This window comes from Streptomyces nidicola (genome assembly GCF_050106155.1).
GTDB lineage: Bacteria > Actinomycetota > Actinomycetes > Streptomycetales > Streptomycetaceae > Streptomyces.
This window is the reverse complement of sequence record NZ_JBNBPI010000001.1, coordinates 6,559,419-6,580,190: the sequence shown is the minus strand read 5'-3', so window position 1 is coordinate 6,580,190 and position 20,772 is coordinate 6,559,419. Positions and strand designations below refer to the sequence as shown.

Sequence of the window (20,772 nt, the reverse complement as noted above, 5' to 3'; positions counted from 1 at the left end):
GTCACCGGGCGCCCTCTCGAGTCCCGTCAGCCGCTGGTGGCGCCCAGTTCGCGGACCGCTTCCGCGAACGCCTCGCCACGCTTGTTGTAGTTGGTGAACATGTCCATCGACGCGCAGGCCGGGGCCATCAGCACGGTGTCCCCTTCGCGGGCGAGCCGCGCGGCCTCCTGGACCGCCGCCGACATCGCCCCAGTGTCGGTCCGGTCGAGGTCGACGACCGGTACTTCCGGGGCGTGTCGCTGCAGGGCTTCCCGGATCAGGGCCCGGTCCGCGCCGATCAGGACGACGCCGCGCAGCCGCTTCGCCGCGCCCGTCACCAGCTCGTCGAAGGTCGCGCCCTTGGCGAGCCCGCCGGCGATCCACACGATGGACTCGTACGAGGCCAACGACGCCTGGGTGGCATGGGTGTTGGTCGCCTTGGAGTCGTCCACGTACGCGACGCCGTCCACGTCGGCGACGTGCTCGATGCGGTGGGCGTCGGGGCGGAAGTTCCGCAGCCCCTCGCGTACGGCCTGGGGCTCGACGCCGAAGGCGCGGGCGAGGGCCGCCGCGGCGAGCGCGTTGGCGATGTTGTGCGGGGCCGGCGGATTGACGTCCGCGACCTCGGCGAGTTCCTGGGCGTTCTTCTGCCGGTTCTCGACGAAGGCGCGGTCGACCAGGATGCCGTCCACGACGCCGAGTTCGGAGGGGCCCGGGGTGCCGAGGGTGAAGCCGATGGCGCGGCAGCCCTCCTCGACGTCGGCCTCTACGACGAGGTCCTCGGTCGCCTTGTCCGCGACGTTGTAGACGCAGGCGACCTGGTTGCCCTCGTAGATGCGGCCCTTGTCGGCGGCGTACGCCTCCATGGAGCCGTGCCAGTCGAGGTGGTCGGGCGCGAGGTTCAGGACGGCGCCGGAGTGGGCGCGCAGCGAGGGCGCCCAGTGCAACTGGTACGAGGAGAGCTCGACGGCGAACACGTCGTAGGCGTCGTCGCCTTCGAGTACGACGTCGATGATCGGCGTACCGATGTTGCCGACGGCGGCCGTGCGCAGGCCCGCCGCGTCCAGGATCGACGCGAGCATCTGCGTCGTCGTGGTCTTGCCGTTGGTGCCCGTGATCGCGAGCCAGGGCGCGGCGTTCGGGCCGCGCAGCCGCCAGGCGATCTCGACGTCGCCGACGACGTCGACGCCGGCCGCCGCGGCCTCCGCGAACAGCGGCGAGGAGGGCTTCCAGCCCGGCGAGGTGACGACGAGTTCGGTGCCCTCGGGCAGCGTCGTCGAGTCCCCGAGCTGTACGGAAATCCCCGCTTCTTTAAGAAGAGCGGCCTTTTCCCGGTGCCCCTCGCTGTCGCCACCGTCCACGACGGTCACCGACGCGCCGAAGCCGGCCAGGGCGCGGGCGGCGCTGATGCCGCTCACGCCGAGACCGGCGACGGTGATGTTCTTGCCGTGCCAGGTGTCCTGGGACGTGGTCACTTCTTGGCTGCCCATCCTGCGTAGAAGAGGCCGAGTCCGACGATCACGCACATGCCCTGGATGATCCAGAACCGGACCACGACAAGGACTTCGGACCACCCCTTGAGTTCGAAGTGGTGCTGGAGCGGCGCCATCTTGAAGACCCGCTTGCCGGTCATCTTGAAGGAGCCGACCTGGATCACGACGGACATGGTGATCAGGACGAACAGGCCGCCCAGGAGCGCGATCAGGAGCTCCGTGCGGGAGCAGATGGCGAGGCCCGCGAGGGCACCGCCGAGGGCCAGCGAGCCCGTGTCACCCATGAAGATCTTGGCGGGCGAGGTGTTCCACCACAGGAAGCCGAAACAGGCGCCCATCAAGGCCGATGCGACCACCGCCAGGTCGAGTGGGTCTCTGACCTCGAAACACGCACCTGGGTTGGTGAGGGTCTGCGCGTTGGCGCAGGACTCCTGGAACTGCCAGACGCCGATGAAGGTGTACGCGCCGAAGACCATCACGGAGGCGCCGGTGGCGAGGCCGTCGAGGCCGTCCGTCAGGTTCACGCCGTTCGACATCGCGAGGATCATGAACAGCGCCCAGACCACGAACAGGACCGGGCCGATCGACCAGCCGAAGTCCTCCACGAAGGAGAGCTTGGTGGATGCGGGCGTATTGCCGCGCACATCCGCGAACTGCAGGGAGATCACCGCGAAGGCGATACCGACGATCAGCTGTCCGGCCATCTTGGCCTTGGCTCTCAGGCCGAGCGAACGCCGCTTGACGATCTTGATGTAGTCGTCGAGGAAGCCGACGAGACCCATGCCCGCCATCAGGCCGAGCACGAGCAGACCCGACAGGGTCGGCGCGGCGCCGGTGATCAGCTTGCTGAGGAAGTACGCGATGAGGGTCGCCAGGATGAAGGCGATACCACCCATGGTCGGCGTGCCGCGCTTGCTGTGGTGCTCGCGCGGGCCGTCGTCACGGATGAACTGGCCGTAGCCCTTGCGCGCAAGGAGCTTGATCAGCAGCGGCGTTCCGGCGAGCGTCAGGAAGAGGCCGATGACGCCGGCGAACAGGATCTGCTTCATCATCAGGCATCAACCCCACCCTGCACGTCCGCGAGCAGCGCCTGTGCCACGCTCTCCAGGCCCACCGACCTGGATGCCTTCACGAGCACGACGTCTCCCGGGCGCAGCTCGCTGCGCAGCAGGTCGATCGCCGCCTGTGCGTCGGACACGTGCACCGACTCCTCACCCCACGAACCCTCGTTATAGGCGCCCAGTTGCATCCAGGACGCTTCCCTGCCCCCGACTGCAACGAGCTTGCTGACGTTGAGCCGGACGGCGAGCCGTCCGACGGCGTCGTGCTCGGTCAGCGACTCGTCGCCGAGCTCGGCCATCTGCCCGAGCACCGCCCACGTCCTGCGTCCCTTGCCCATGGCCACCAGCGCGCGCAGCGCCGCTCGCATGGACTCGGGGTTCGCGTTGTAGGCGTCGTTGACGATCGTGACGCCGTCCGAGCGCTCGGTGACCTCCATCCGCCAGCGGGACAGGTTGCCCGCCTCGGAGAGCGCGAGGGCGATCTCCTCCACGGACATGCCAAGGTCATGGGCGACGGCGGCCGCGGCGAGCGCGTTCGACACGTGGTGCTCACCGTACAGGCGCAAGGTCACGTCGCTGCACCCGGAGGGTGTGTGCAGGCTGAAGGCGGGCTGTCCGGTCTCCGTGAGCCGGACATTCTCGGCACGAATGTCGGCGCTGTCGGCCTCTCCGAAGAACAGCACCTTCGCCTTCGTGCGCGAGGCCATGGCGCGCACCAGCGGGTCGTCCGCGTTGAGGATCGCGGTGCCGTCGGCGGGGAGGGACTCCACCAGTTCGCCCTTGGCCACCGCGATCTGCTCGCGGCCGCCGAACTCGCCGATGTGCGCGGTCCCGACGTTCAGGACGACTCCGACCTTCGGGGGCGTAAGGCCCGTCAGGTACGTGATGTGGCCGATGCCGCGGGCGCCCATCTCCAGGACGAGGAACTGCGTCTCGTCGGTGGCGGTCAGCGCGGTCAGCGGCAGGCCGATCTCGTTGTTGAACGAGCCGGGCGTGAAGACCGTGTCGGCCTTGCGGCGCAGCACCTGGGCGATCAGGTCCTTGGTGCTGGTCTTGCCGGCCGAGCCGGTGAGGCCCACGAGGGTGGCGCCGAGGCGGGCGACCACGTGCCGGGCGAGCGCGCCGAGCGCCGCCTGGACGTCGTCGACGACGATGGCGGGGGCCCCGACCGGGCGCGACGCCAGCACGGCGACGGCTCCCTTGTCGACGACCTCGCGCGCGTAGTCGTGGCCGTCGACCCGCTCGCCCACGAATGCGGCGAACAGGCTTCCCGGCTCGACCTTGCGCGAGTCGATGACGACCGGCCCGGTGACCCGGACCTCCGGGTCCGGTATGTCGTACGTCTGCCCGCCGACGGCTGAGGCGATCTCGGCGAGGGAGAGGGCGATCACAACTTCATCCCTGGGTTTTCTGGTGGTCGACGGTGGCCGCGGCCGCCTCGATGGACGCGCGGAGCACCTGGCGGTCGTCGAACGGGCGGATCACACCGGCGATGTCCTGGCCCTGCTCGTGGCCCTTGCCCGCGATGAGCACCGTGTCGCCGGGCTCGGCGCGCGCCACGGCGGCGGCGATGGCGGCGGCCCGGTCCTCGAACACGGCGACGTCGCCCCGCTCGTGGGCCGGCACGTCGGCGGCGCCCGCGAGCATCGTGGCGAGGATCGCGAGGGGGTCCTCGGAGCGCGGGTTGTCGGAGGTGAGGATGGCCGTGTCGGCGAATCGCGCCGCGGCCGCGCCCATCGGCATCCGCTTGGTCCTGTCGCGGTCGCCGCCGCAGCCGAGCACGATGTGCAGCTTGTTCTCGGTGACCTTGCGCAGCGCCCGCAGGACGGACTCCACGGCGTCGGTCTTGTGCGCGTAGTCGACGACGGCGAGGTACTTCTGGCCGGCCTCCACGCGCTCCAGGCGGCCCGGCACGCCGGGTACGGCGGCGACGCCGTCGGCCGCGGTCTGCGGGTCGATCCCGGCGACGGCGAGGGTGACGATCGCCGCGAGGGTGTTCGCGACGTTGAAGGGGCCCGGCAGCGGCGCCTTGGCGCTGATCCGCTCGCCCTTGGGGCCGATGACCGTCAACGTCGAGCCCAGCTGGCCGACTTCGACGTCCTCGGCGCGCCAGTCGGCGTCCGGGTGGCCCTCGGCGGAGAAGGAGACGACCGGGACCTCGGACTCGTCGATGAGCCGGCGCCCGTACTCGTCGTCGTAGTTCACGACGCCCTGTTTGCTGCGGGCCCGCTTGAACAGCCGCGCCTTCGCCTGGAAGTAGTCCTCCATGTCGGAGTGGAACTCCATGTGCTCCGGGCTCAGGTTGTTGAAGACCGCCACGTCGAAGACGCAGCCGTCGACCCGGCCCAGCACGAGGGCGTGGCTGGAGACCTCCATGGCGACGGCATCGGTGCCGCGCTCGCGCATGACCGCGAACAGCGCCTGGAGATCGGTGGCTTCCGGAGTCGTGCGCTCGGACTTGATCCGCTCGTCGCCGATCCGCATCTCGACCGTGCCGATGAGGCCGGTGCTGCGGACCGTCCTGAGACCGCCCTCGATGAGGTACGCGGTGGTGGTCTTGCCCGAAGTACCGGTGATGCCGATCTGGAGCAGGTCCTTGCCGGGGTGGCCGTAGATCGTGGCCGCCAGCTCGCCCATCTTGCCGCGCGGGTTCTCCACGACGAGCGGCACCAGGCCGGCCTCGGAGACGCGCTCCCAGCCCGCCGGGTCGGTCAGCGCGGCGACGGCGCCGAGCGAGGCTGCCTGCGCGGCGAAGTCGGCGCCGTGCGCGCGGGCTCCGGGCAGCGCGGCGTACAGATCGCCCGGCCGCACCGCACGGGAGTCATGGGTGATGCCGGTGACCTCTGCTACGGCCTTGGGCGTCGAGACACCCAGTTGATCGGCGAGTTCCGCGAGGGGGGTGGCGGAGACCTCAGCCGGTCGCGGCGGCCCGGGGTATGTCACGGGTGCGCCCTTCTGGGTGGTTTGGGACTGATCAGCGTGTGGCACGGCGTGAGCGTACCGGGCCCACCCCCTGCCGGGCGAAGCGAGGGGCGTGGCGCGGGGCGGTTCCCCGGATCGGAGGTGATGGCAGTCACGGCGCCCTCACGGCTAGTAAGTGATCATGGTCACGGCCCGTACCGGCCGGAATGCGTCACGGCTCGAACGTCACGGGCAGCCGGGCCGGCTTGTTGCCCGTGGGCGGGGCCTGAAGCGTCTTCAGGGCGAACTCCATGACCTTCTTGTAGATCGGTCCGCAGATCTGGCCGCCGAAGTAGCCGCCCTTGGTGGCGTTCTGGATCGCGCAGTAGACCGTGACGCGCGGCTTGTCGGCGGGCGCGAAGCCGGCGAAGGACGACGTGTAGCCCTTGTAGCGGCCGGTGGCCGGATCCACACGGTTGGCCGTGCCCGTCTTGCCCGCGACGCGGTAGCCCGGGATGCGGGCCTTCGTACCCGTGCCCTCTTCGTCGTCGACCACGGACTCCAGCATCTGCGCGACGGTCTTCGCGGTCTTCTTGCTGACGACGCGGGTCTCCTTGGGCTTCGCCGCGGGCCTGAACCGCCCGTCGGGGCCCTTGGTGCCGCGGACGAGGCTCGGCTCGACCCGTACGCCGCCGTTGGCAATGGTCGAGTACACGGAGGCGGCCTGCATCGCGTTGATGGAGAAGCCCTGGCCGAACGGGATCGTGTACTGCTGCGAGGTCGACCACTTGTCGGCGGGCGCGAGGATGCCGGACGTCTCACCGGGGGTGCCGAGGCCGCTCTCCCTGCCGATGCCGAACTTGCGCAGGTACGAGTAGAGCTTCTTGTTGGCCGCCGGCTGCGTCTTGCCGAGCTGGCCCGTCGCCAGGATGGTGCCGATGTTGCTGGACTTGGCGAGCACGCCGTTGAGCGTGAGGTGCCAGGTCGGGTGGTCGACGTCGTCCTGGAAGAGCCGGTCGCCGCGGTGCAGCCGGTTGGGCACGGTGACATGGGTCCCGGGCGTGGCCGCGTTCTCCTCGAGGACGGCCGCCATCGACATGACCTTGGCGGTGGAGCCCGGCTCGTACGCGTCCTGGAGCGCGGCGTTGCCGAGGGCGGAGGCCTTCGCGTCCGCCAGGTCGTTCGGGTCGAAGCCGGGCGCGTTCGCCATGGCCAGGACCTCGCCGGTCTTGGTGTCCTGCACTATCACGTAGCCGCGGTCCGCCTTCGACTCCTTGACCTGCTCGTCGATGGCGTTCTGCGCGGCCCACTGGATGTCGCGGTCGATGGTCAGCTCGACGTCCGAGCCGGGGACCGCGGGCTGTTCGGTGCTGCCGGCGGTCGGCACCTGCTGGCCGCCGGACTGGGCGTAGCGGATCTTTCCGGCCTTGCCCGCGAGCTCCTTGTCGAGCTGCTGCTCCACACCGCCGCCGCCCTTGCCGTCGGCGTTGACCCAGCCGAGGACGCCCGCGGCGAGATCGCCGTTCGGGTAGACGCGCTTGCTGCTGGGGTCGGCGACCACGCCGGAGAGCACGCTCGCCTCGCGGCCCGCGGCGTTCGCCTTCTCGTTCAGCGTGGTCCTGAGGTCCTTGATCTGCTTCCAGACCTGCGGAGTCTGCCGCGCGGCGAGCCGCACGTACCGCGTGTTCTTCGTCTTCAGCTTCTTGGTCAGCTCGGCCGCGTCGACCCCGATGATCGGCGACAGGAGCGCCGCCGCCTGCTCCGGCGCGTCGCCGACCTTGGTGGCCTTCTTCGTGAAGAGCGTCGGGTCGGCGGTGATGTCGTACGCGTCCACGCTCGCGGCGAGCTCGACGCCGCTGCGGTCCGTGATGCCACCGCGCTCGGCGGCGATGGAATGGCTGACGTACCGGTTCAGCGAGGCCTTCGCCGCATACGCGCTGGCGTCGACGCCCTGCACCTGGAAGAGACGGACGACGAAGACCAGCAGGACCAGCGTGAGGCCCAGGCTCACCATGCGCAGGCGCGGCCGGGGGCTGCCCAGGCGGAGCCGGGAGGGCGCCTTCGGCTTCGGCGGGGCGGGGCGCGGGCGGCGGGCGGCCGGGCGCTGTGCCGGGCGGCCCTTCTGCCCGGACTTCGGCGCGGCCTTCGGGGCGGGCCTGGGCGCGGACTTGGACCCCGCCTTCGGCGTCGCCCGAGGCGCGGGCCGTCCGGTGCGCGGCGGGCGCGCGGGTCCTGGCACGCGGCGGCGCGGCGGTTCCCTGTCGGTCATGGCGTCACCTGCCGGTGCTCGAAGGGGAAGGCTCGACCGAGGAGTTCGGGCTCGCCGACTCGGACGGTGTGGCGGAAGGAGAGGTGCTGACCGACGGGGACGGGCTCGTGGAGGGCGAGGCACTCGCGCTCGCGGCCTCCGGCGCCTTCGTCGGCTCGACGCGGGGCGGGGCGGGCGGCCCGGCCGCCGGGCTCGGCCTGCCCTTGACGGTGCCGTTCGGCTCCAGGAACGCCGGGTCGCCACCGGGCACCATGCCGAGCCCGCGGGCGCGCCGCAGCAGTGCGTCGGGCGCCGAGTAGGAGTCGACGTCGCGCTGGAGTTCCTGCTCGTCGTCGGTGAGCTCGGTGGTCTGCTTCTTGAGCTTGGTGAGCTGGAACGAGCCCTCGTTGAGCGAGGAGTTCAGCATCAGGAGCGTGATCAGCCCGCCGCCGAGGAGCAGCACGACGAGGAGGACGAACGGGGTGCGTGCGGCCTGCGTGCCGCCGGACGGGCCGAGCGGGAGCAGCCGCGCAAGGCGGGCGGCCCTGCCGCGCAGCGAACCTTTCGAGCCACTGCTGGCGCTCATGACCACCCCTCCACGCGCGCGTACGTCACTCGGCCGTCACCCCTCGACATCCTCACGGATGCGCTGCGCACCCCGCAGCCGCGCCGGAGCGGCCCGGCGGTTCTCCGCGACCTCTTCCTCCGTAGGAAGTTCGGCGCCGCGCGTGAGCAGCGTGAGCCGGGGCTGGTACTGCTCGGGGACGACGGGCAGTCCGGCCGGCGCCGTATTGCTGGCTCCGGCCGCGAACACCTGCTTGACCAGGCGGTCCTCGAGCGAGTGGTACGACAGGACGGCGATCCGGCCGCCGACCGCGAGCGACTTCACGGCTCCCGGGATCGCCCGCTCCAGCACGCTCAGTTCGCCGTTGACCTCGATGCGCAGGGCCTGGAAGGTGCGCTTGGCCGGGTTGCCGCCGGTGCGCTTGGCGGCCTGCGGCAACGAGTCGCGGATCAGCTCGACGAGCCGGGCGCTGTTGCTGAACGGCTCCTTCTCGCGCTCGCGCACAATGGCCGAAACAATGCGCTTGGCCTGCTTCTCCTCGCCGTACTGGCGGAGAATCCGCACCAGTTCACCCGGCGGGTACGTGTTGAGCACCTCGGCGGCGCTCATGCCCGTCGTCTGGTCCATGCGCATGTCGAGCGGCGCGTCCTGCGCGTACGCGAAACCGCGGTCGGCCTCGTCGAGCTGCATGGAGGAGACGCCGAGGTCGAACAGGACGCCCTGCACCTTCGGGATGCCCAACCGGTCGAGGACCTCGGGCAGTTCGTCGTAGACGGCGTGCACAAGGGTGGCCCGGTCTCCGAAGGGCGCGAGCCGCTCGCCGGACAGCCGCAGCGCTTCCTTGTCACGGTCGAGCGCGACGAGGCGGCAGGACGGGAACGTGGAGAGCAGCGCCTCGCTGTGCCCGCCGAGGCCGAGCGTGCAGTCGACGACGACCGCCCCCGGCTGGGCGAGCGCCGGAGCCAACACGTCCAAGCAGCGTTGGAGCATGACCGGAACGTGTCGCTGGCTCAAGGGTCCCTCTCAGGTCCGGCGTGGAGGACGTACGCACTGCCGGGTCCCCGCCCGCTCGTGAAGGGGAAGTGGTCCGTCGGCGCCGGGGAAGTGACGCCGGCCGACCGGAGCGGGAGGAGGCCGAGCCGTACGTACGCGCCGCGCACGCGGGGAGCGTTCCGACAGGTGCCGGGGCGGCAGTGCCGGGATCTCCGTGTTGCATCGTTGCGTGGTTATCTGGGGTCGGCGTCACTTTAGTCCACGGTGCCCCCCGGTCAATCAACCGGTCGCCCGAGCCGACTGCGCGTCGCGGCCACCACACCCCGAAGCCGCGAATCAGGCGAATTCACCCGAGCGGCCGAGGCCGCACCTCTCTGTGGGCTCGCTGGTGTGCTCGTTTGTGGACTCGCTCACAACAAGGCTCAATGACGTTCTTTGTCCGCTCTCACAGCGGGCCCGGACCAGGCGTGACGGCTACCGTCATAGTCATGACGACTTCTGCTCACCTCCCCTCTGGAGCCCCCTCCGAAGGCGCCATACCCGCCGACGGCAGCGTGACCGACCGCCTCGTCGACGCGAACGGGCGGTACGCCGCCGCGTTCTCCGACCCCGGCATGGACGCGCGTCCGGTGTTGCAGGTCGCGATCGTCGCGTGCATGGACGCCCGCCTCGACCTGCACGCCGCCCTCGGCCTCGAACTCGGCGACTGCCACACGATCCGCAACGCGGGCGGCGTCGTCACGGACGACGTGATCCGCTCCCTCACCGTCAGCCAGCGCGCGCTCGGCACCCGCAGCGTGGTCCTCATCCACCACAGCGGCTGCGGCCTCGAAGGCCTGACCGAGGACTTCAGGACCGACCTGGAGATGGAGGTCGGCCAGCGCCCCACCTGGGCGGTCGAGGGCTTCCGCGATGTCGACCAGGACGTGCGCCAGTCCATCCAGAAGGTGCGCACCTCCCCGTTCCTGCTCCACACCGACGACGTGCGCGGCTTTGTCTTCGACGTGAAGACGGGCCTGCTGCGGGAGATCGAACCGGCCTGACGCCCCGCCAGGTCGCGGTCGACCTTCCTCCCAAAAGGCTCCAAGCCCTGACATATCGCGGCCAGTTGTCCACAGGCGAGTGACACGAACCGGTAACGCCAACAAGAATGCGTGTGTGACATCCGCACGAGCGGCGAACATCTCGTGCGCGCTGTCCGTGTATCGGGGTGGGCCGGTTCGCGTCATAGCGCGTCGGCCCGGAAAGTACGGGCCGAGGAGGGCTGGGTGACGACCTATGACGATCGAGCGAGCCTCACTGATCTGACCACCACCGCAGAGCGTGTGCGGGGGTCGGTGGAAGCTGTGATCGAGGGCAAGCCGGAGGTCGTACGGCTCTCGCTGACCGTGCTGCTCGCCGAGGGGCACCTGCTCATCGAGGATGTGCCGGGCGTCGGGAAGACGATGCTGGCGAAGGCGCTCGCGCGGTCCATCGACTGCTCGGTGCGCCGCATCCAGTTCACGCCCGACCTGCTGCCGTCGGACATCACCGGGGTGTCGATCTGGGACCAGCAGCGGCGGGACTTCGAGTTCAAGCCGGGCGCGATCTTCGCGCAGATCGTGATCGGGGACGAGATCAACCGCGCGTCCCCGAAGACGCAGTCCGCGCTCCTGGAGTCCCTGGAGGAGCGCCAGGTCACCATCGACGGCACGACCTACGAACTGCCCAGCCCATTCATGGTGGTGGCCACCCAGAACCCGGTCGAGATGGAGGGCACCTATCCGCTGCCCGAGGCCCAGCGCGACCGCTTCATGGCCCGCGTCTCCATCGGCTATCCGAGCCCGGAGGCCGAGCTGCAGATGCTGGACGTGCACGGCGGCGTGAACCCGCTGGACGACCTGCAGCCGGTGGCGCACGCGCACGAGATCGTGAAGCTCATCGACGCCGTGCGCACGGTCCATGTCGCCGACGCCGTACGGCGCTACGCGGTGGACCTGGTCACCGCCACGCGCACCCACCCCGACCTCAGACTCGGCGCATCCCCGCGCGCGACGCTGCACCTGCTGCGCGCGGCCAAGGCCGCCGCGGCCCTCGCGGGCCGTGAGTACGCGCTGCCCGACGACGTGCAGACGCTGGCCGTCGCGGTCCTGGCGCACCGTCTGCTGCCCACCGCCCAGGCCCAGTTGAACCGGCGCACCGCCGAACAGGTCGTCCTCGACATCCTGCAGCGCACCCCGGTCCCGGCCGCGGAACCTCGCGCCGCGCAGACCTACGACTCGACGACGCCCCCGCTGTACGGCCAGCAGCCGCCCGGTCCGCGGAGGCTGTGATGACGTCGGGGGGACAGGCCGGGAGCTACGCGCCGGATCCGGGGGGCGGATTCACGGACGGCGACGCGGGCAAGAACGTCGGCGACAAGAGCGGTCTGCGCACCGCCCTCGCCGGACTCACCACGCGGGGCCGTTCGTTCCTGGCCGCCGGCATCGCGGCGGGGATCTGCGCGTACGTCCTCGGGCAGAGTGATCTGCTCCGGGTCGGCCTGCTGCTCGCGGTGCTGCCGCTGGTGTGCGCGGGCGTCCTGTACCGCACCCGCTACCGGGTCGCGGGCAGCCGCAAGCTCTCCCCCGCGCGCGTACCGGCGGGTTCCGAGGCACGCGTGCACCTGCGCATGGACAACATCTCCCGGCTGCCGACCGGCCTGCTGATGCTTCAGGACCGAGTGCCGTACGTGCTCGGGCCGCGGCCCCGGTTCGTCCTCGACCGGGTCGAGGCGGGCGGCCGCCGCGAGGTGTCCTACCGGGTCCGCTCCGACCTGCGCGGCCGCTATCCGCTCGGCCCGCTGCAGCTGCGCCTGACCGACCCCTTCGGCATGTGCGAACTGACCCGGTCCTTCTCGACGTACGACAGCCTGACGGTGATCCCGCGCGTGACGGCGCTGCCTCCGGTGCGGCTCACCGGTGAGGCCAAGGGGTACGGGGACGGGCGGCAGCGCTCCCTCGCCCTTGCCGGCGAGGACGACGTGATCCCGCGCGGCTACCGGTACGGGGACGATCTGCGCCGCGTCCACTGGCGGTTGACCGCGCGCTACGGCGAGCTGATGGTGCGCCGCGAGGAGCAGCCGCAGCGGGCCCGCTGCACCGTGCTGCTCGACACCCGCGCGCCCGCCTTCCAGGGCGCCGGGCCCGACTCGGCCTTCGAGTGGGCGGTGTCCGCCACGGCCTCCGCCCTGGTGCACATGCTCGAACGCGGCTTCTCCGTCCGCCTGTTGACGGACACGGGCAACGCGGTGCCGGGCGAGGGCACCGACGGCTTCGCGGGCGCCAGCCAGGAGTCGGCCGACGCGGCGGGCCTGATGATGGACACGCTCGCCGTCGTCGACCACTCCGACAGCGGCACGCTCTCCGCCGCGTACGACGTGCTGCGCGGCGGCAACGAAGGACTTCTGGTGGCCTTCTTCGGCGATCTGGACGAGGAGCAGGCCTCCGTCGTCGCCAAGATGCGCCGCCGCAGCGGTGGCGCCCTCGCCTTCCTCCTGGACAGCGGCTCATGGACCCAGGGGCCCGGGGCGCCGGTCTCGGAGCGCTGCACCGAGCGGGTGCGGATGCTGCAGGAAGCGGGCTGGGCCGCGGTGGCCGTGCCGCACGGCGCCTCCCTCGAGGAGCTGTGGCGGCAGGCGGACCGGGAGCGTACGGGACTGTCCGAGCCGGCCGGTCCCCCGCGTTCCCCGAACACTTCAGGGGGTTGGTCATGAGCGGCGGCGCCCGTCTGTCGATCTGCGCCACGCTGGCCACGTTCCTGGCCTCGTGCGCGCTGCTCCCGCTGGTCGACCGGTCCACCTGGCTCTTGCAGACCGCGATCCTGCTGGTGATCCAGGCCGCGGTGGGCGCGCTCGCCCGCCGGGTACCGCTCGCCCGCGCGCTGACGGTGGCGGCGCAGGCCCTGGTGTCGCTGCTGCTGCTCACCGTCCTGTTCGCCCGCGACCAGGCGATCGCCGCGTTCCTGCCGGGCCCCGAGGCCTTCCGGCACTTCGGCCAACTGCTCCAGGCGGGCGGCGAGGACGTGGGGCAGTACGCCATACCGGCGCCGCTGACCGACGGCATCCGGCTGATGCTGGTGGGCGGCGCGCTGGTGATCGGTCTGTTCGTGGACGCCCTCGCGGTGACGTTCCGCAGCGCGGCCCCGGCCGGGCTGCCGCTGCTCGCCCTGTACTCGGTCGCCGCCGGGCTCTCCGAGGGCGGCGCCGACTGGCTGTGGTTCCTGCTCGCTGCCGCCGGCTATCTCCTGCTGCTGCTCGCGGAGGGGCGCGACCGGCTCTCCCAGTGGGGCCGCGTGTTCGGCGGCTCCGGGCGGGCGCCCGGCGCGTCCACGCCCGTGCAGGAGGGCGGCGGGGGCGGCGCCCTCGCCCCGGTCCGCACCGGCCGCCGGATCGGCGCCGTCGCCCTGGGGCTCGCCCTGGTGGTGCCGCTCGCCCTGCCCGCCCTGGACGGCGGGATCCTCGGCCCGTCCGGCAAGGGTGTGCGCGGCGGGGCCGGGGGCGGCGGCACGATCTCCGCGGTCAACCCGCTGGTCTCGCTGCAGAACAGCCTGAACCAGCCGGAGGACCGGGAGGTGATGACGTACCGGACGAACACGGACGAGACGTCCGACATGTATCTGCGGATCGTGGCGCTCGACGAGTTCGACGGCACGACCTGGCGCCCCTCGGTGCGCAGCATCGACGACGTGCCGTCCCCCCTGCCGGATCCGCCGGGTCTGGGCGCCGACGTGCGCAGGACCGAGGTGCGGACGTCGATCTCGGCGGCCGACTGGTACGCGCAGGACTGGCTGCCGATGCCCTATCCGGCGACGCAGGTGGGGATCGACGGGCGCTGGCGGTTCGAGCGGGTCGGCCGGACCCTGGTGGGCGACCACGGGCAGACCACGCGCGGGAAGACGTACACCGTCGACAGCCTGATCGTGCGGCCGACCCCGCAGCAGCTCGCCGCGGCGGGAGCGCCGCCCGGCGACATGGTCCGCGAGTTCACCAAGGTGCCCGCCTCGCTGCCGGACGTGGTGCGCACGACCGCGCTCAAGATCACCGAGGGCGCGTCGAACAACTACGAGCGTGCGGTGAAGCTGCAGGACTACTTCGCGGTCAGCGGCGGCTTCACGTACAACACGGAGGTACGCGCGGGTAGCGGTTCCGCCGCGATCGCCCGGTTCCTGAGGCAGAAGGAGGGCTTCTGCGTCCACTTCTCCTTCTCGATGGCCGCCATGGCGCGCACGCTGGGCATCCCGGCCCGCGTCGCGGTCGGCTTCACGCCGGGCGTGCCCGCGGGTGAGGGGAAGTACTCGGTGGGCCTGCGCGACGCGCACGCCTGGCCCGAGCTGTACTTCGAGGGCGTCGGCTGGACCCGCTTCGAGCCCACGCCCAACCGGGGCACGGCCCCGGACTACACGGTCGAGAACAACCCGGCGGGCAGCCCCAGCAATCCGGCGGCGCCCAGCGCGTCCGCCTCCGCCACGCCCTCGGCCCCGGAGCCCTCGACGTCCGAGAGCTGCTCGGTGGCCCAGCGCAAGGAGGGCAGCTGCGGCAGCACCGCGCCCGCGGCAGTGGGCGGCTCACCGGGCGACGGGCCGCCGATCGGCACGATCGCCGTGGTGGCCCTGATCGCGCTGCTGGTCGTCGCGGTCCCGCTGCTGCCGATGCTGTGGCGCAGGCGGGTCCGGGCACTGCGGCTCGGTTCGGCGGGCCGCACGGACGCGGATGCCGCCGGGCGCACGCTGGCCGCCTGGCGCGAGGTCACGGACACGGCGTGGGACCACGGCATCGCGCCGGACGAATCGCAGACCCCGCGGACGGCGGCGGCCCGCATCGTGCGGATCGGCGAGCTCGAGCCCGACGCGGCCGACAGCGTGCACCGGGTGGCCGCGGCGGTCGAGCAGGTCCTGTACGCGCCGAGGCCCCAGCCCGCGTCGGGTCTGGGCGAGGACGTGCGCCGCCTGCACGACGATCTGCACGCCAAATCGAGCCGGTCGACGCGGCTCCGGGCGACGTTCGCGCCCCGCTCGACCGTCCGGGTGGCGTGGGCGGCGGGGCGGCGCTGGGAGGCGTTCACACTGAGCGTGCGGGGCCGGTTCACCCGGCCGACGCGACCGACCCGCCAGGAGGGCTGAGCGGGCCGGTCCGCCCAGGGCCGGTCCGGTTCACCACAGCCGGGCCGGTCCCCACAGCCAGAAGGCTCGTGACAGCCAGGGCGTTACAGCCAAGGAGGCTCGTTACGCAGAAAGGGTGACCGCGCGACGCGGTCACCCTTCACACTCGTATGCCGACGGCCTGCTCCTAGCGGCCGCCGCCGCTCTGCTCGTCCCGGCGGCGCTGCCAGCGCTGCTCGATGCGGTCCATCATGGAACGCTTCTGTTTGCCCTGCCGTCGGGTCGTCGGCGCGCCCGGCACGGCTCCGGCGGCCCCGGCCGCAGGCTGCTCCCCTGGTTTGGGGGCCTTGCGCCAGCCGGTGACGGCGAGCACCGCACACCCCAGCATGACGAGGAACCCCACCACGCTGATCCAGATCTGCTGCGCGACCATTCCTGCCATGAGGAGCGCGATACCCACCAGGAAGCCCACGACTGCCTGGTAGACCCGACGTCGGGTGTATGTACGCAGCCCGCTTCCCTCAAGCGCTGTCGCGAACTTGGGATCTTCGGCGTACAGCGCTCGCTCCATCTGCTCGAGCATGCGCTGCTCGTGCTCCGAGAGCGGCACGGAGTCCTCCTCATCGTGCAGTCGCCGGGGCGACCGGGGGTCCCCTTCAGGATAGGCAGGGAATCGCCCCCGTGAAACCCGCCCCTCTACGCCAACTTCGCCATTGCCGACCGCGGCACGGCGTCCCGGCTCACAGGGCGACATGCCCCGGAGGCCGACCCGTCATGCCGGACCGTCACCTCAGATCATACGGCGCCGAGCGCCCGATCGGGGGGCCTGTGGCGTACTCCATCAAACGCTGCGCCGCTGATCAGCGGCAGCTCCCGGCCACCGGTCGGCGCGGTCAGCCCTCTTCGGCCACTCGCTTCTCACCGAGCACGTGCAGTTGCGTGGCCACGGCATGGAAGGCGGGCAGCTCGGCGGCGGCCGCCTCGAGCTTCAGCAGCTCGCGCTGCGCGCTCGGCTCCGTGTCCACGAGGACGCCCGGGACGAGGTCCGCGAAGACCCGCACACCGTGCACCGCGCCGACGTCCACTCCGGCCCCGACGAGAAGCTCCGTGAGCTGCTCGGCCGTGAAGCGGCGCGGCACCGGGTCGCCCTCGCCCCAGCGGCCCGCCGGGTCGTCGAGCGCCTGCCTGGCCTCCTTGAAGTGCCCCGCGAGGGCCCGCGCGATGACGGCGCCGCCGAGGCCCGCGGCGAGCAGGCTGAGCACGCCGCCGGAGCGCAGCGCACCCACGGCGTTGCGCACGCCCTCCGCGGGCTCCTCCACGTACTCGAGGACGCCGTGGCACAGGACCGCGTCGTATCCGTCGCGCTCGACCACGTCGAACAGGCCCGAGACATCGCCCTGGACGCCGCGCACCCGGTCGGCGACGCCGGCCTCCGCCGCCCTGCGCTCCAGGGCGAACAGCGCGTTCGGACTCGGGTCGACGACGGTGACGCGGTGGCCCAGCTGGGCGACCGGCACCGCGAAGTTGCCGCTGCCGCCCCCGGTGTCGAGTACATCGAGGGCCTCACTCCCCGCCGACTTGGCGCGCCGGTCGAGGGCGTCCTGGAGGACGTCCCAGACCACGGCGGTACGGAGGGAGGCGCGGGGCCGCGAGGAGTCGGAGCGCGGTGACGTGGTTCGAGGGTGGTGATCCGACACGGCAGGTGACTCCTCGGGGCGGCTCCGACCGGCGGCGGAGCAAGTACTGGTTCGGGCGCCTCCACCCTAATGGGCGCCGCCCCGCGGCCATGCCATCCGTGCGCGAGCCCTTGCTCTACCCGGCGTCCTGCACGTTCCCCCGGCCCGTGCGCTCGTCCCCCTCCCGCCGGGGCTGGGGCAGCACCGGCTGCAGCACGAGCGTGCGCTCGACCAGACGCAGGAACATCGCCACGTCACGCAGCAGGTCGTCGGCGTCGCGGGCGGTGGCCGCGTCGCGGATGCCCGCCTCCGCGCGCGCCCGCTTGGTGGCGCCCGAGGCGAACAGGGCGCCCCACTCCGCCAGTTCGGGGGCTATCTCGGGGAGCACTTCCCACGCGCTGCGTATCTTGGCGCGGCGCCTCGGCGTGGACTCGGGCCTGCCGCGGGCCGCGAGCACGGCGGCCGCGGTGCGCAGCGCGGCGAGGTGGGCCGTCGCGTACCGCTCGTTCGCCGTCTCCAGCACGGACGCCTCGTCGAGTCCGGCGCGGGCCTGGGCGAGCAGATCGAGGGCGGCGGGCGGGGCGCCGGCCCGGCGGAGCACCGGGTGGATGTCGCTCGCCGGTCCGGTGGGTGAGGGGGCAGGGCCGGTGGCGCCGCGGCGGCGGGTGGCAGCTGCGGTGGGTGCCTTGTGTCCAGCCATGACGAACCTCCTGTCGTCTGTGTGACGGCACTGTGGCCGTATGTGTCCATCGTGGGGTACGCCACTGACAATCGGCCCTGACCAGGCATTTTGCTTCGATCGGAAGTTCGGGCTAGCTTTTGCACTGACCAGTCAGTTCAAAGAGGTGCCCAGGGGGGAACCATGGACGGCCCGGTAAACGGGGCGACGAGCGCGGACGAGCACGGGGCGACGGCCGGAGCCTCGGTGGCCGCCACGGAGTTCGGCCTGAAGGGGCCGCGGGGCTGGGCCTTCCGGGGCATCGACCTCGACGCGGCGGCGGGCTCGCTCGTCGCGATCGAGGGCCCCTCCGGCAGCGGGCGCACGTGCCTGCTGCTCGCGCTGACCGGGCGGATGAAGCCGAGCGAGGGCACGGCGCGGGTCGGCGGGATGCGGCTGCCGAAGCAGATGACCGCCGTACGCAGGATGAGCGCGCTCGCGCACGTGCCCGGCGTCACCGAGCTCGACCCCGCCCTGACCGTGGCCGAGCACCTGCGGGAACAGGCGCTGCTGCAGCGGAGGTTCGACGGAACCCTCCGCGGGCTGCTGCGTACACCCGCCGAGCGGCGGGCCGAGGCGAGCCTGCGCATCGACGCCGCGCTCGCCGCCGCGGGGCTCGACACCGAGACGCTGCCGAAGGGCTCCCGCACCTCCGTGCGCGACCTGGAGCGCCTCGAAGCGCTGCGCCTGTCCCTGGCGCTCGCGCTGATCGCCCGGCCGCGCCTGATCGGCGTCGACGACACCGACCTGAAGCTCGCGGACGCCGAACGAGCCGAGATCTGGACCCAGTTGCGCTCCGTCGCCGACGCGGGCACGACGGTCGTCGCCGTGTGCAGCGAGGCCCCCGAAGGGGCGGTCGTCGTATCGACCGCCCCGGTGAACACCACGAACGACACCACGGACACCGCGAACGACACCGCGAAGGAGACGGCCGATGCGCTCGCCGAAGCTCGCCGCGCTTGAACTCAGGCGCTTCGGCAGGGGAAAGCTGCCGCGTGCCGCACTCGTCGCGCTCCTGCTGCTGCCGCTGCTCTACGGGGCGCTGTACCTGTGGTCCTTCTGGGACCCGTACGGCAAGCTCGACAAGATCCCCGTGGCGCTCGTCAACGACGACCAGGGGGCGACGGCCGCGGGCAAGAAGGTCACCGCGGGCGACGACATCACCAAGGGGCTGTACGACAGCGACACCTTCCAGTGGCACGAGGTCGACTCCGCGCAGGCCAAGAAGGGCCTGGAGGACGGCACGTACTACCTGTCGCTGACCATGCCGAAGGACTTCAGCAAGCGCATCGCGTCCAGTTCGGGCGACTCCCCCGAGACCGGCGCCCTCCAGGTGCGCACGAACGACGCGAACAACTACATCGTCGGGCAGATCTCCCGGACGGTCTTCTCCGAGGTGCGCTCCGCGGCGTCCAGCAACGCGTCGCGCTCGTTCCTCGACAAGATCTTCGTGTCCTTCTCGGACATCCATGACGCGACGCAGAAGGCGGCCAAGGGCGCGGACCAGCTCGAGGGCGGCATCGGCAAGGCCAAGAAGGGCTCGAAGGACCTGGCCGACGGCCTGAAGGACGCCAAGCAGGGCAGCGGCGACCTGGAGAGCGGCCTGACCAAGCTCACCACCGGAGCCGGCGACCTGGAGTCGGGCTCCCGGCAGGTCTCCGACGGCACGCAACAGCTCGCCGACAAGGTGAACGGCGCCGCCGACCAGGTACGCCCCTTCCTGAAGAACAACAAGAAGGCGATCGCCGACACGGCGCGGCTCGTCGCCGACTCCGCGGCGGGTGTCCGGCACAACCTGGACGACCTGGTGAGGATCGCCCCCACCGCGCGCACGGGCGCGCACGCGGGTTCCGACGCCCTGGACGCCGTCTACGAAAGGCGCTGCGAGAAGTCGGTCATCGACGACCCGGCCTGCCCGGACCTGAAGAAGGCCAAGACGGCGGCGAACGACGTCGCCAAGATCTCCGACGACCTGAACACACTCATCCAGGACGAGCACGGGAACCTCGCCCAGATGGACAGCCACCTGGCGACCCTCCAGGAACAGTCCGAGGCCCTGGCCGAGCACGCCCCGACCCTCGACCAGGATCTCGACAACGCGGTCGCCCGGATCAACAAGCTCAACGACGGGGCCGGCCAGGTCGCCGCGGGCGCCCAGAAGCTGCACACGGGGCTCGGCACGGCGCAGTCCGGATCGGCCGAACTCAACTCCGGGGTCGGCGAGTTGAAGACCGGCGCGAACGACCTGAACGGCGGCATGTTCCAGCTGGCCGACGGCTCGGGCAAGCTCGCCGGCGGACTGCACGACGGCGTACAGAAGATCCCCGACTACGACAAGAAGGACCGCGATCAGCGCACCGGGGTGATGTCCGACCCCGTCAAGCTGGCCTCCCAGTCGCTGCACAAGGCGCCCAACTACGGGACGGGCTTCGCCCCGTACTTCATTCCGCTCTCCCTGTGGGTGGGCGCGATGGTCGCCTACATGTTGATCCAGCCGATGAACCGGCGCGCCCTCGCGGCCGGCTCCTCGTCCTGGCGGGTGGCGTTCGCGGGCTGGCTGCCCGTGGCCGCTCTCGGGTTCCTCCAGGTGGCGGCCCTGATGTCCGTACTGCACTGGGCACTTGGCCTTGAGATGCTGCACGCGGCGGGAACCGTCGGCTTCCTGTTCCTGGTCACGGCGTGCTTCGCGGCGATCGTGCAGTGGCTCAACGCGCGCTTCGGGGCGGCGGGCCGCATCCTTGTGCTCGCCTTCCTGATGCTGCAGCTGACGTCGGCGGGCGGCACCTATCCGGTGCAGACGAGCCCCGGCTTCTTCAACGCGCTGCACCCGTTCCTGCCGATGAGTTACGTGGTCGAGGCCCTGCGGCGGCTGATCTCCGGCGGCGGGCTCGGGCCGGTGTGGCAGGCCTGCGTGGTGCTCACGGCGTTCACGGTGGGCGCGCTCGCCCTCACCGCGTGGACGGCCCGGCGCAAGCAGGTGTGGACGCTGGACCGGCTGCACCCGGAGCTGAGCCTGTGAGC

Annotated in this window: 16 protein-coding genes; 6 read left to right on the top strand and 10 right to left on the bottom strand. The window is 71.6% G+C overall.

Going from position 1 to position 20,772, the window contains the following annotated elements:
• Nucleotides 1-26 precede the first annotated feature (26 nt).
• The 7 genes from murD to rsmH all read right to left on the bottom strand — a co-directional run bounded on the left by murD (nt 27) and on the right by rsmH (nt 9,261).
• Nucleotides 27-1,469, bottom strand: a complete 1,443-nt coding sequence (gene murD / locus ACOKM3_RS29700; protein WP_426904082.1) for a UDP-N-acetylmuramoyl-L-alanine--D-glutamate ligase — start codon at nt 1,467-1,469, stop codon at nt 27-29.
• A complete protein-coding gene (mraY, locus tag ACOKM3_RS29695; RefSeq protein ID WP_266720569.1) occupies nt 1,451-2,524 on the bottom strand; it encodes a phospho-N-acetylmuramoyl-pentapeptide-transferase in 1,074 nt (357 codons plus the stop codon). The genes murD and mraY overlap by 19 nt, the downstream gene beginning before the upstream one ends.
• Nucleotides 2,524-3,924, bottom strand: coding sequence for a UDP-N-acetylmuramoyl-tripeptide--D-alanyl-D-alanine ligase (locus ACOKM3_RS29690; RefSeq protein WP_426904081.1), 1,401 nt, complete (start codon nt 3,922-3,924; stop codon nt 2,524-2,526). Before ACOKM3_RS29690 ends, mraY begins: the two co-directional genes overlap by 1 nt.
• Nucleotides 3,925-3,928: 4 nt before the next feature.
• A complete protein-coding gene (locus tag ACOKM3_RS29685) occupies nt 3,929-5,476 on the bottom strand; it encodes a UDP-N-acetylmuramoyl-L-alanyl-D-glutamate--2,6-diaminopimelate ligase (protein ID WP_426904080.1) in 1,548 nt (515 codons plus the stop codon).
• Nucleotides 5,477-5,666: 190 nt separating this feature from the next.
• Entirely contained in the window at nt 5,667-7,703 is a 2,037-nt protein-coding gene (locus tag ACOKM3_RS29680) for a peptidoglycan D,D-transpeptidase FtsI family protein (protein ID WP_426904079.1), read from the bottom strand.
• Nucleotides 7,704-7,707: 4 nt separating this feature from the next.
• Nucleotides 7,708-8,268: a cell division protein FtsL gene (locus tag ACOKM3_RS29675; protein WP_426904078.1), complete on the bottom strand. Its 561-nt coding sequence runs from the start codon at nt 8,266-8,268 to the stop codon at nt 7,708-7,710.
• Nucleotides 8,269-8,304: 36 nt separating this feature from the next.
• Nucleotides 8,305-9,261: a 16S rRNA (cytosine(1402)-N(4))-methyltransferase RsmH gene (gene rsmH, locus ACOKM3_RS29670; protein ID WP_426904077.1), complete on the bottom strand. Its 957-nt coding sequence runs from the start codon at nt 9,259-9,261 to the stop codon at nt 8,305-8,307.
• A 404-nt stretch (nt 9,262-9,665) separates the two neighbouring features.
• Here rsmH and ACOKM3_RS29665 point away from each other — a divergent pair, with 404 nt between their 5' ends.
• The 4 genes from ACOKM3_RS29665 (at nt 9,666) to ACOKM3_RS29650 (ending at nt 15,378) form a co-directional block, all read left to right on the top strand.
• A complete protein-coding gene (locus tag ACOKM3_RS29665; protein WP_426904076.1) occupies nt 9,666-10,283 on the top strand; it encodes a beta-class carbonic anhydrase in 618 nt (205 codons plus the stop codon).
• Nucleotides 10,284-10,508: 225 nt separating this feature from the next.
• Nucleotides 10,509-11,552 carry an AAA family ATPase gene (locus ACOKM3_RS29660; protein WP_426904075.1) on the top strand — a complete coding sequence of 348 codons (1,044 nt, stop codon included), beginning with the start codon at nt 10,509-10,511 and terminating at the stop codon, nt 11,550-11,552.
• The gene (locus ACOKM3_RS29655) at nt 11,552-12,973 is read left to right on the top strand and encodes a DUF58 domain-containing protein (RefSeq protein WP_426904074.1); all 1,422 of its coding nucleotides are present in this window, start codon (nt 11,552-11,554) and stop codon (nt 12,971-12,973) included. Before ACOKM3_RS29660 ends, ACOKM3_RS29655 begins: the two co-directional genes overlap by 1 nt.
• A complete protein-coding gene (locus tag ACOKM3_RS29650) occupies nt 12,970-15,378 on the top strand; it encodes a transglutaminase TgpA family protein (RefSeq protein ID WP_426904073.1) in 2,409 nt (802 codons plus the stop codon). Before ACOKM3_RS29655 ends, ACOKM3_RS29650 begins: the two co-directional genes overlap by 4 nt.
• Before the next feature lie 166 nt (nt 15,379-15,544).
• Here ACOKM3_RS29650 and ACOKM3_RS29645 read toward each other — a convergent pair whose 3' ends face one another.
• The 3 genes from ACOKM3_RS29645 to ACOKM3_RS29635 all read right to left on the bottom strand — a co-directional run bounded on the left by ACOKM3_RS29645 (nt 15,545) and on the right by ACOKM3_RS29635 (nt 17,733).
• Nucleotides 15,545-15,967, bottom strand: a complete 423-nt coding sequence (locus ACOKM3_RS29645) for a DUF3040 domain-containing protein (RefSeq protein WP_426904072.1) — start codon at nt 15,965-15,967, stop codon at nt 15,545-15,547.
• Between the two features lie 283 nt (nt 15,968-16,250).
• Entirely contained in the window at nt 16,251-17,054 is an 804-nt protein-coding gene (locus ACOKM3_RS29640) for a methyltransferase (protein WP_426904071.1), read from the bottom strand.
• A gap of 115 nt (nt 17,055-17,169) precedes the next feature.
• Nucleotides 17,170-17,733 carry an SAV_6107 family HEPN domain-containing protein gene (locus tag ACOKM3_RS29635; protein WP_426904070.1) on the bottom strand — a complete coding sequence of 188 codons (564 nt, stop codon included), beginning with the start codon at nt 17,731-17,733 and terminating at the stop codon, nt 17,170-17,172.
• A 162-nt stretch (nt 17,734-17,895) separates the two neighbouring features.
• Between ACOKM3_RS29635 and ACOKM3_RS29630 the strand changes: the two genes are divergently transcribed.
• Both ACOKM3_RS29630 and ACOKM3_RS29625 read left to right on the top strand, forming a co-directional pair.
• Complete coding sequence (locus tag ACOKM3_RS29630) at nt 17,896-18,714, top strand: ATP-binding cassette domain-containing protein (protein WP_426904069.1); 819 nt, start codon at nt 17,896-17,898, stop codon at nt 18,712-18,714.
• Nucleotides 18,686-20,770, top strand: coding sequence for a YhgE/Pip family protein (locus tag ACOKM3_RS29625; protein ID WP_426904068.1), 2,085 nt, complete (start codon nt 18,686-18,688; stop codon nt 20,768-20,770). Before ACOKM3_RS29630 ends, ACOKM3_RS29625 begins: the two co-directional genes overlap by 29 nt.
• Nucleotides 20,771-20,772 lie beyond the last annotated feature (2 nt).

What these genes read in the sequence shown, in the direction of transcription:
- murD (WP_426904082.1), bottom strand. Translation starts at nt 1,469, where the DNA reads ATGGGCAGCCAAGAAGTGACCACGTCCCAGGACACCTGGCACGGCAAG.
- mraY (WP_266720569.1), bottom strand. Translation starts at nt 2,524, where the DNA reads ATGATGAAGCAGATCCTGTTCGCCGGCGTCATCGGCCTCTTCCTGACG.
- ACOKM3_RS29680 (WP_426904079.1), bottom strand. Translation starts at nt 7,703, where the DNA reads ATGACCGACAGGGAACCGCCGCGCCGCCGCGTGCCAGGACCCGCGCGC.
- ACOKM3_RS29675 (WP_426904078.1), bottom strand. Translation starts at nt 8,268, where the DNA reads ATGAGCGCCAGCAGTGGCTCGAAAGGTTCGCTGCGCGGCAGGGCCGCC.
- ACOKM3_RS29665 (WP_426904076.1), top strand. Translation starts at nt 9,666, where the DNA reads ATGACGTTCTTTGTCCGCTCTCACAGCGGGCCCGGACCAGGCGTGACG.
- ACOKM3_RS29655 (WP_426904074.1), top strand. Translation starts at nt 11,552, where the DNA reads ATGACGTCGGGGGGACAGGCCGGGAGCTACGCGCCGGATCCGGGGGGC.
- ACOKM3_RS29650 (WP_426904073.1), top strand. Translation starts at nt 12,970, where the DNA reads ATGAGCGGCGGCGCCCGTCTGTCGATCTGCGCCACGCTGGCCACGTTC.
- ACOKM3_RS29635 (WP_426904070.1), bottom strand. Translation starts at nt 17,733, where the DNA reads ATGGCTGGACACAAGGCACCCACCGCAGCTGCCACCCGCCGCCGCGGC.
- ACOKM3_RS29630 (WP_426904069.1), top strand. Translation starts at nt 17,896, where the DNA reads ATGGACGGCCCGGTAAACGGGGCGACGAGCGCGGACGAGCACGGGGCG.
- ACOKM3_RS29625 (WP_426904068.1), top strand. Translation starts at nt 18,686, where the DNA reads ATGCGCTCGCCGAAGCTCGCCGCGCTTGAACTCAGGCGCTTCGGCAGG.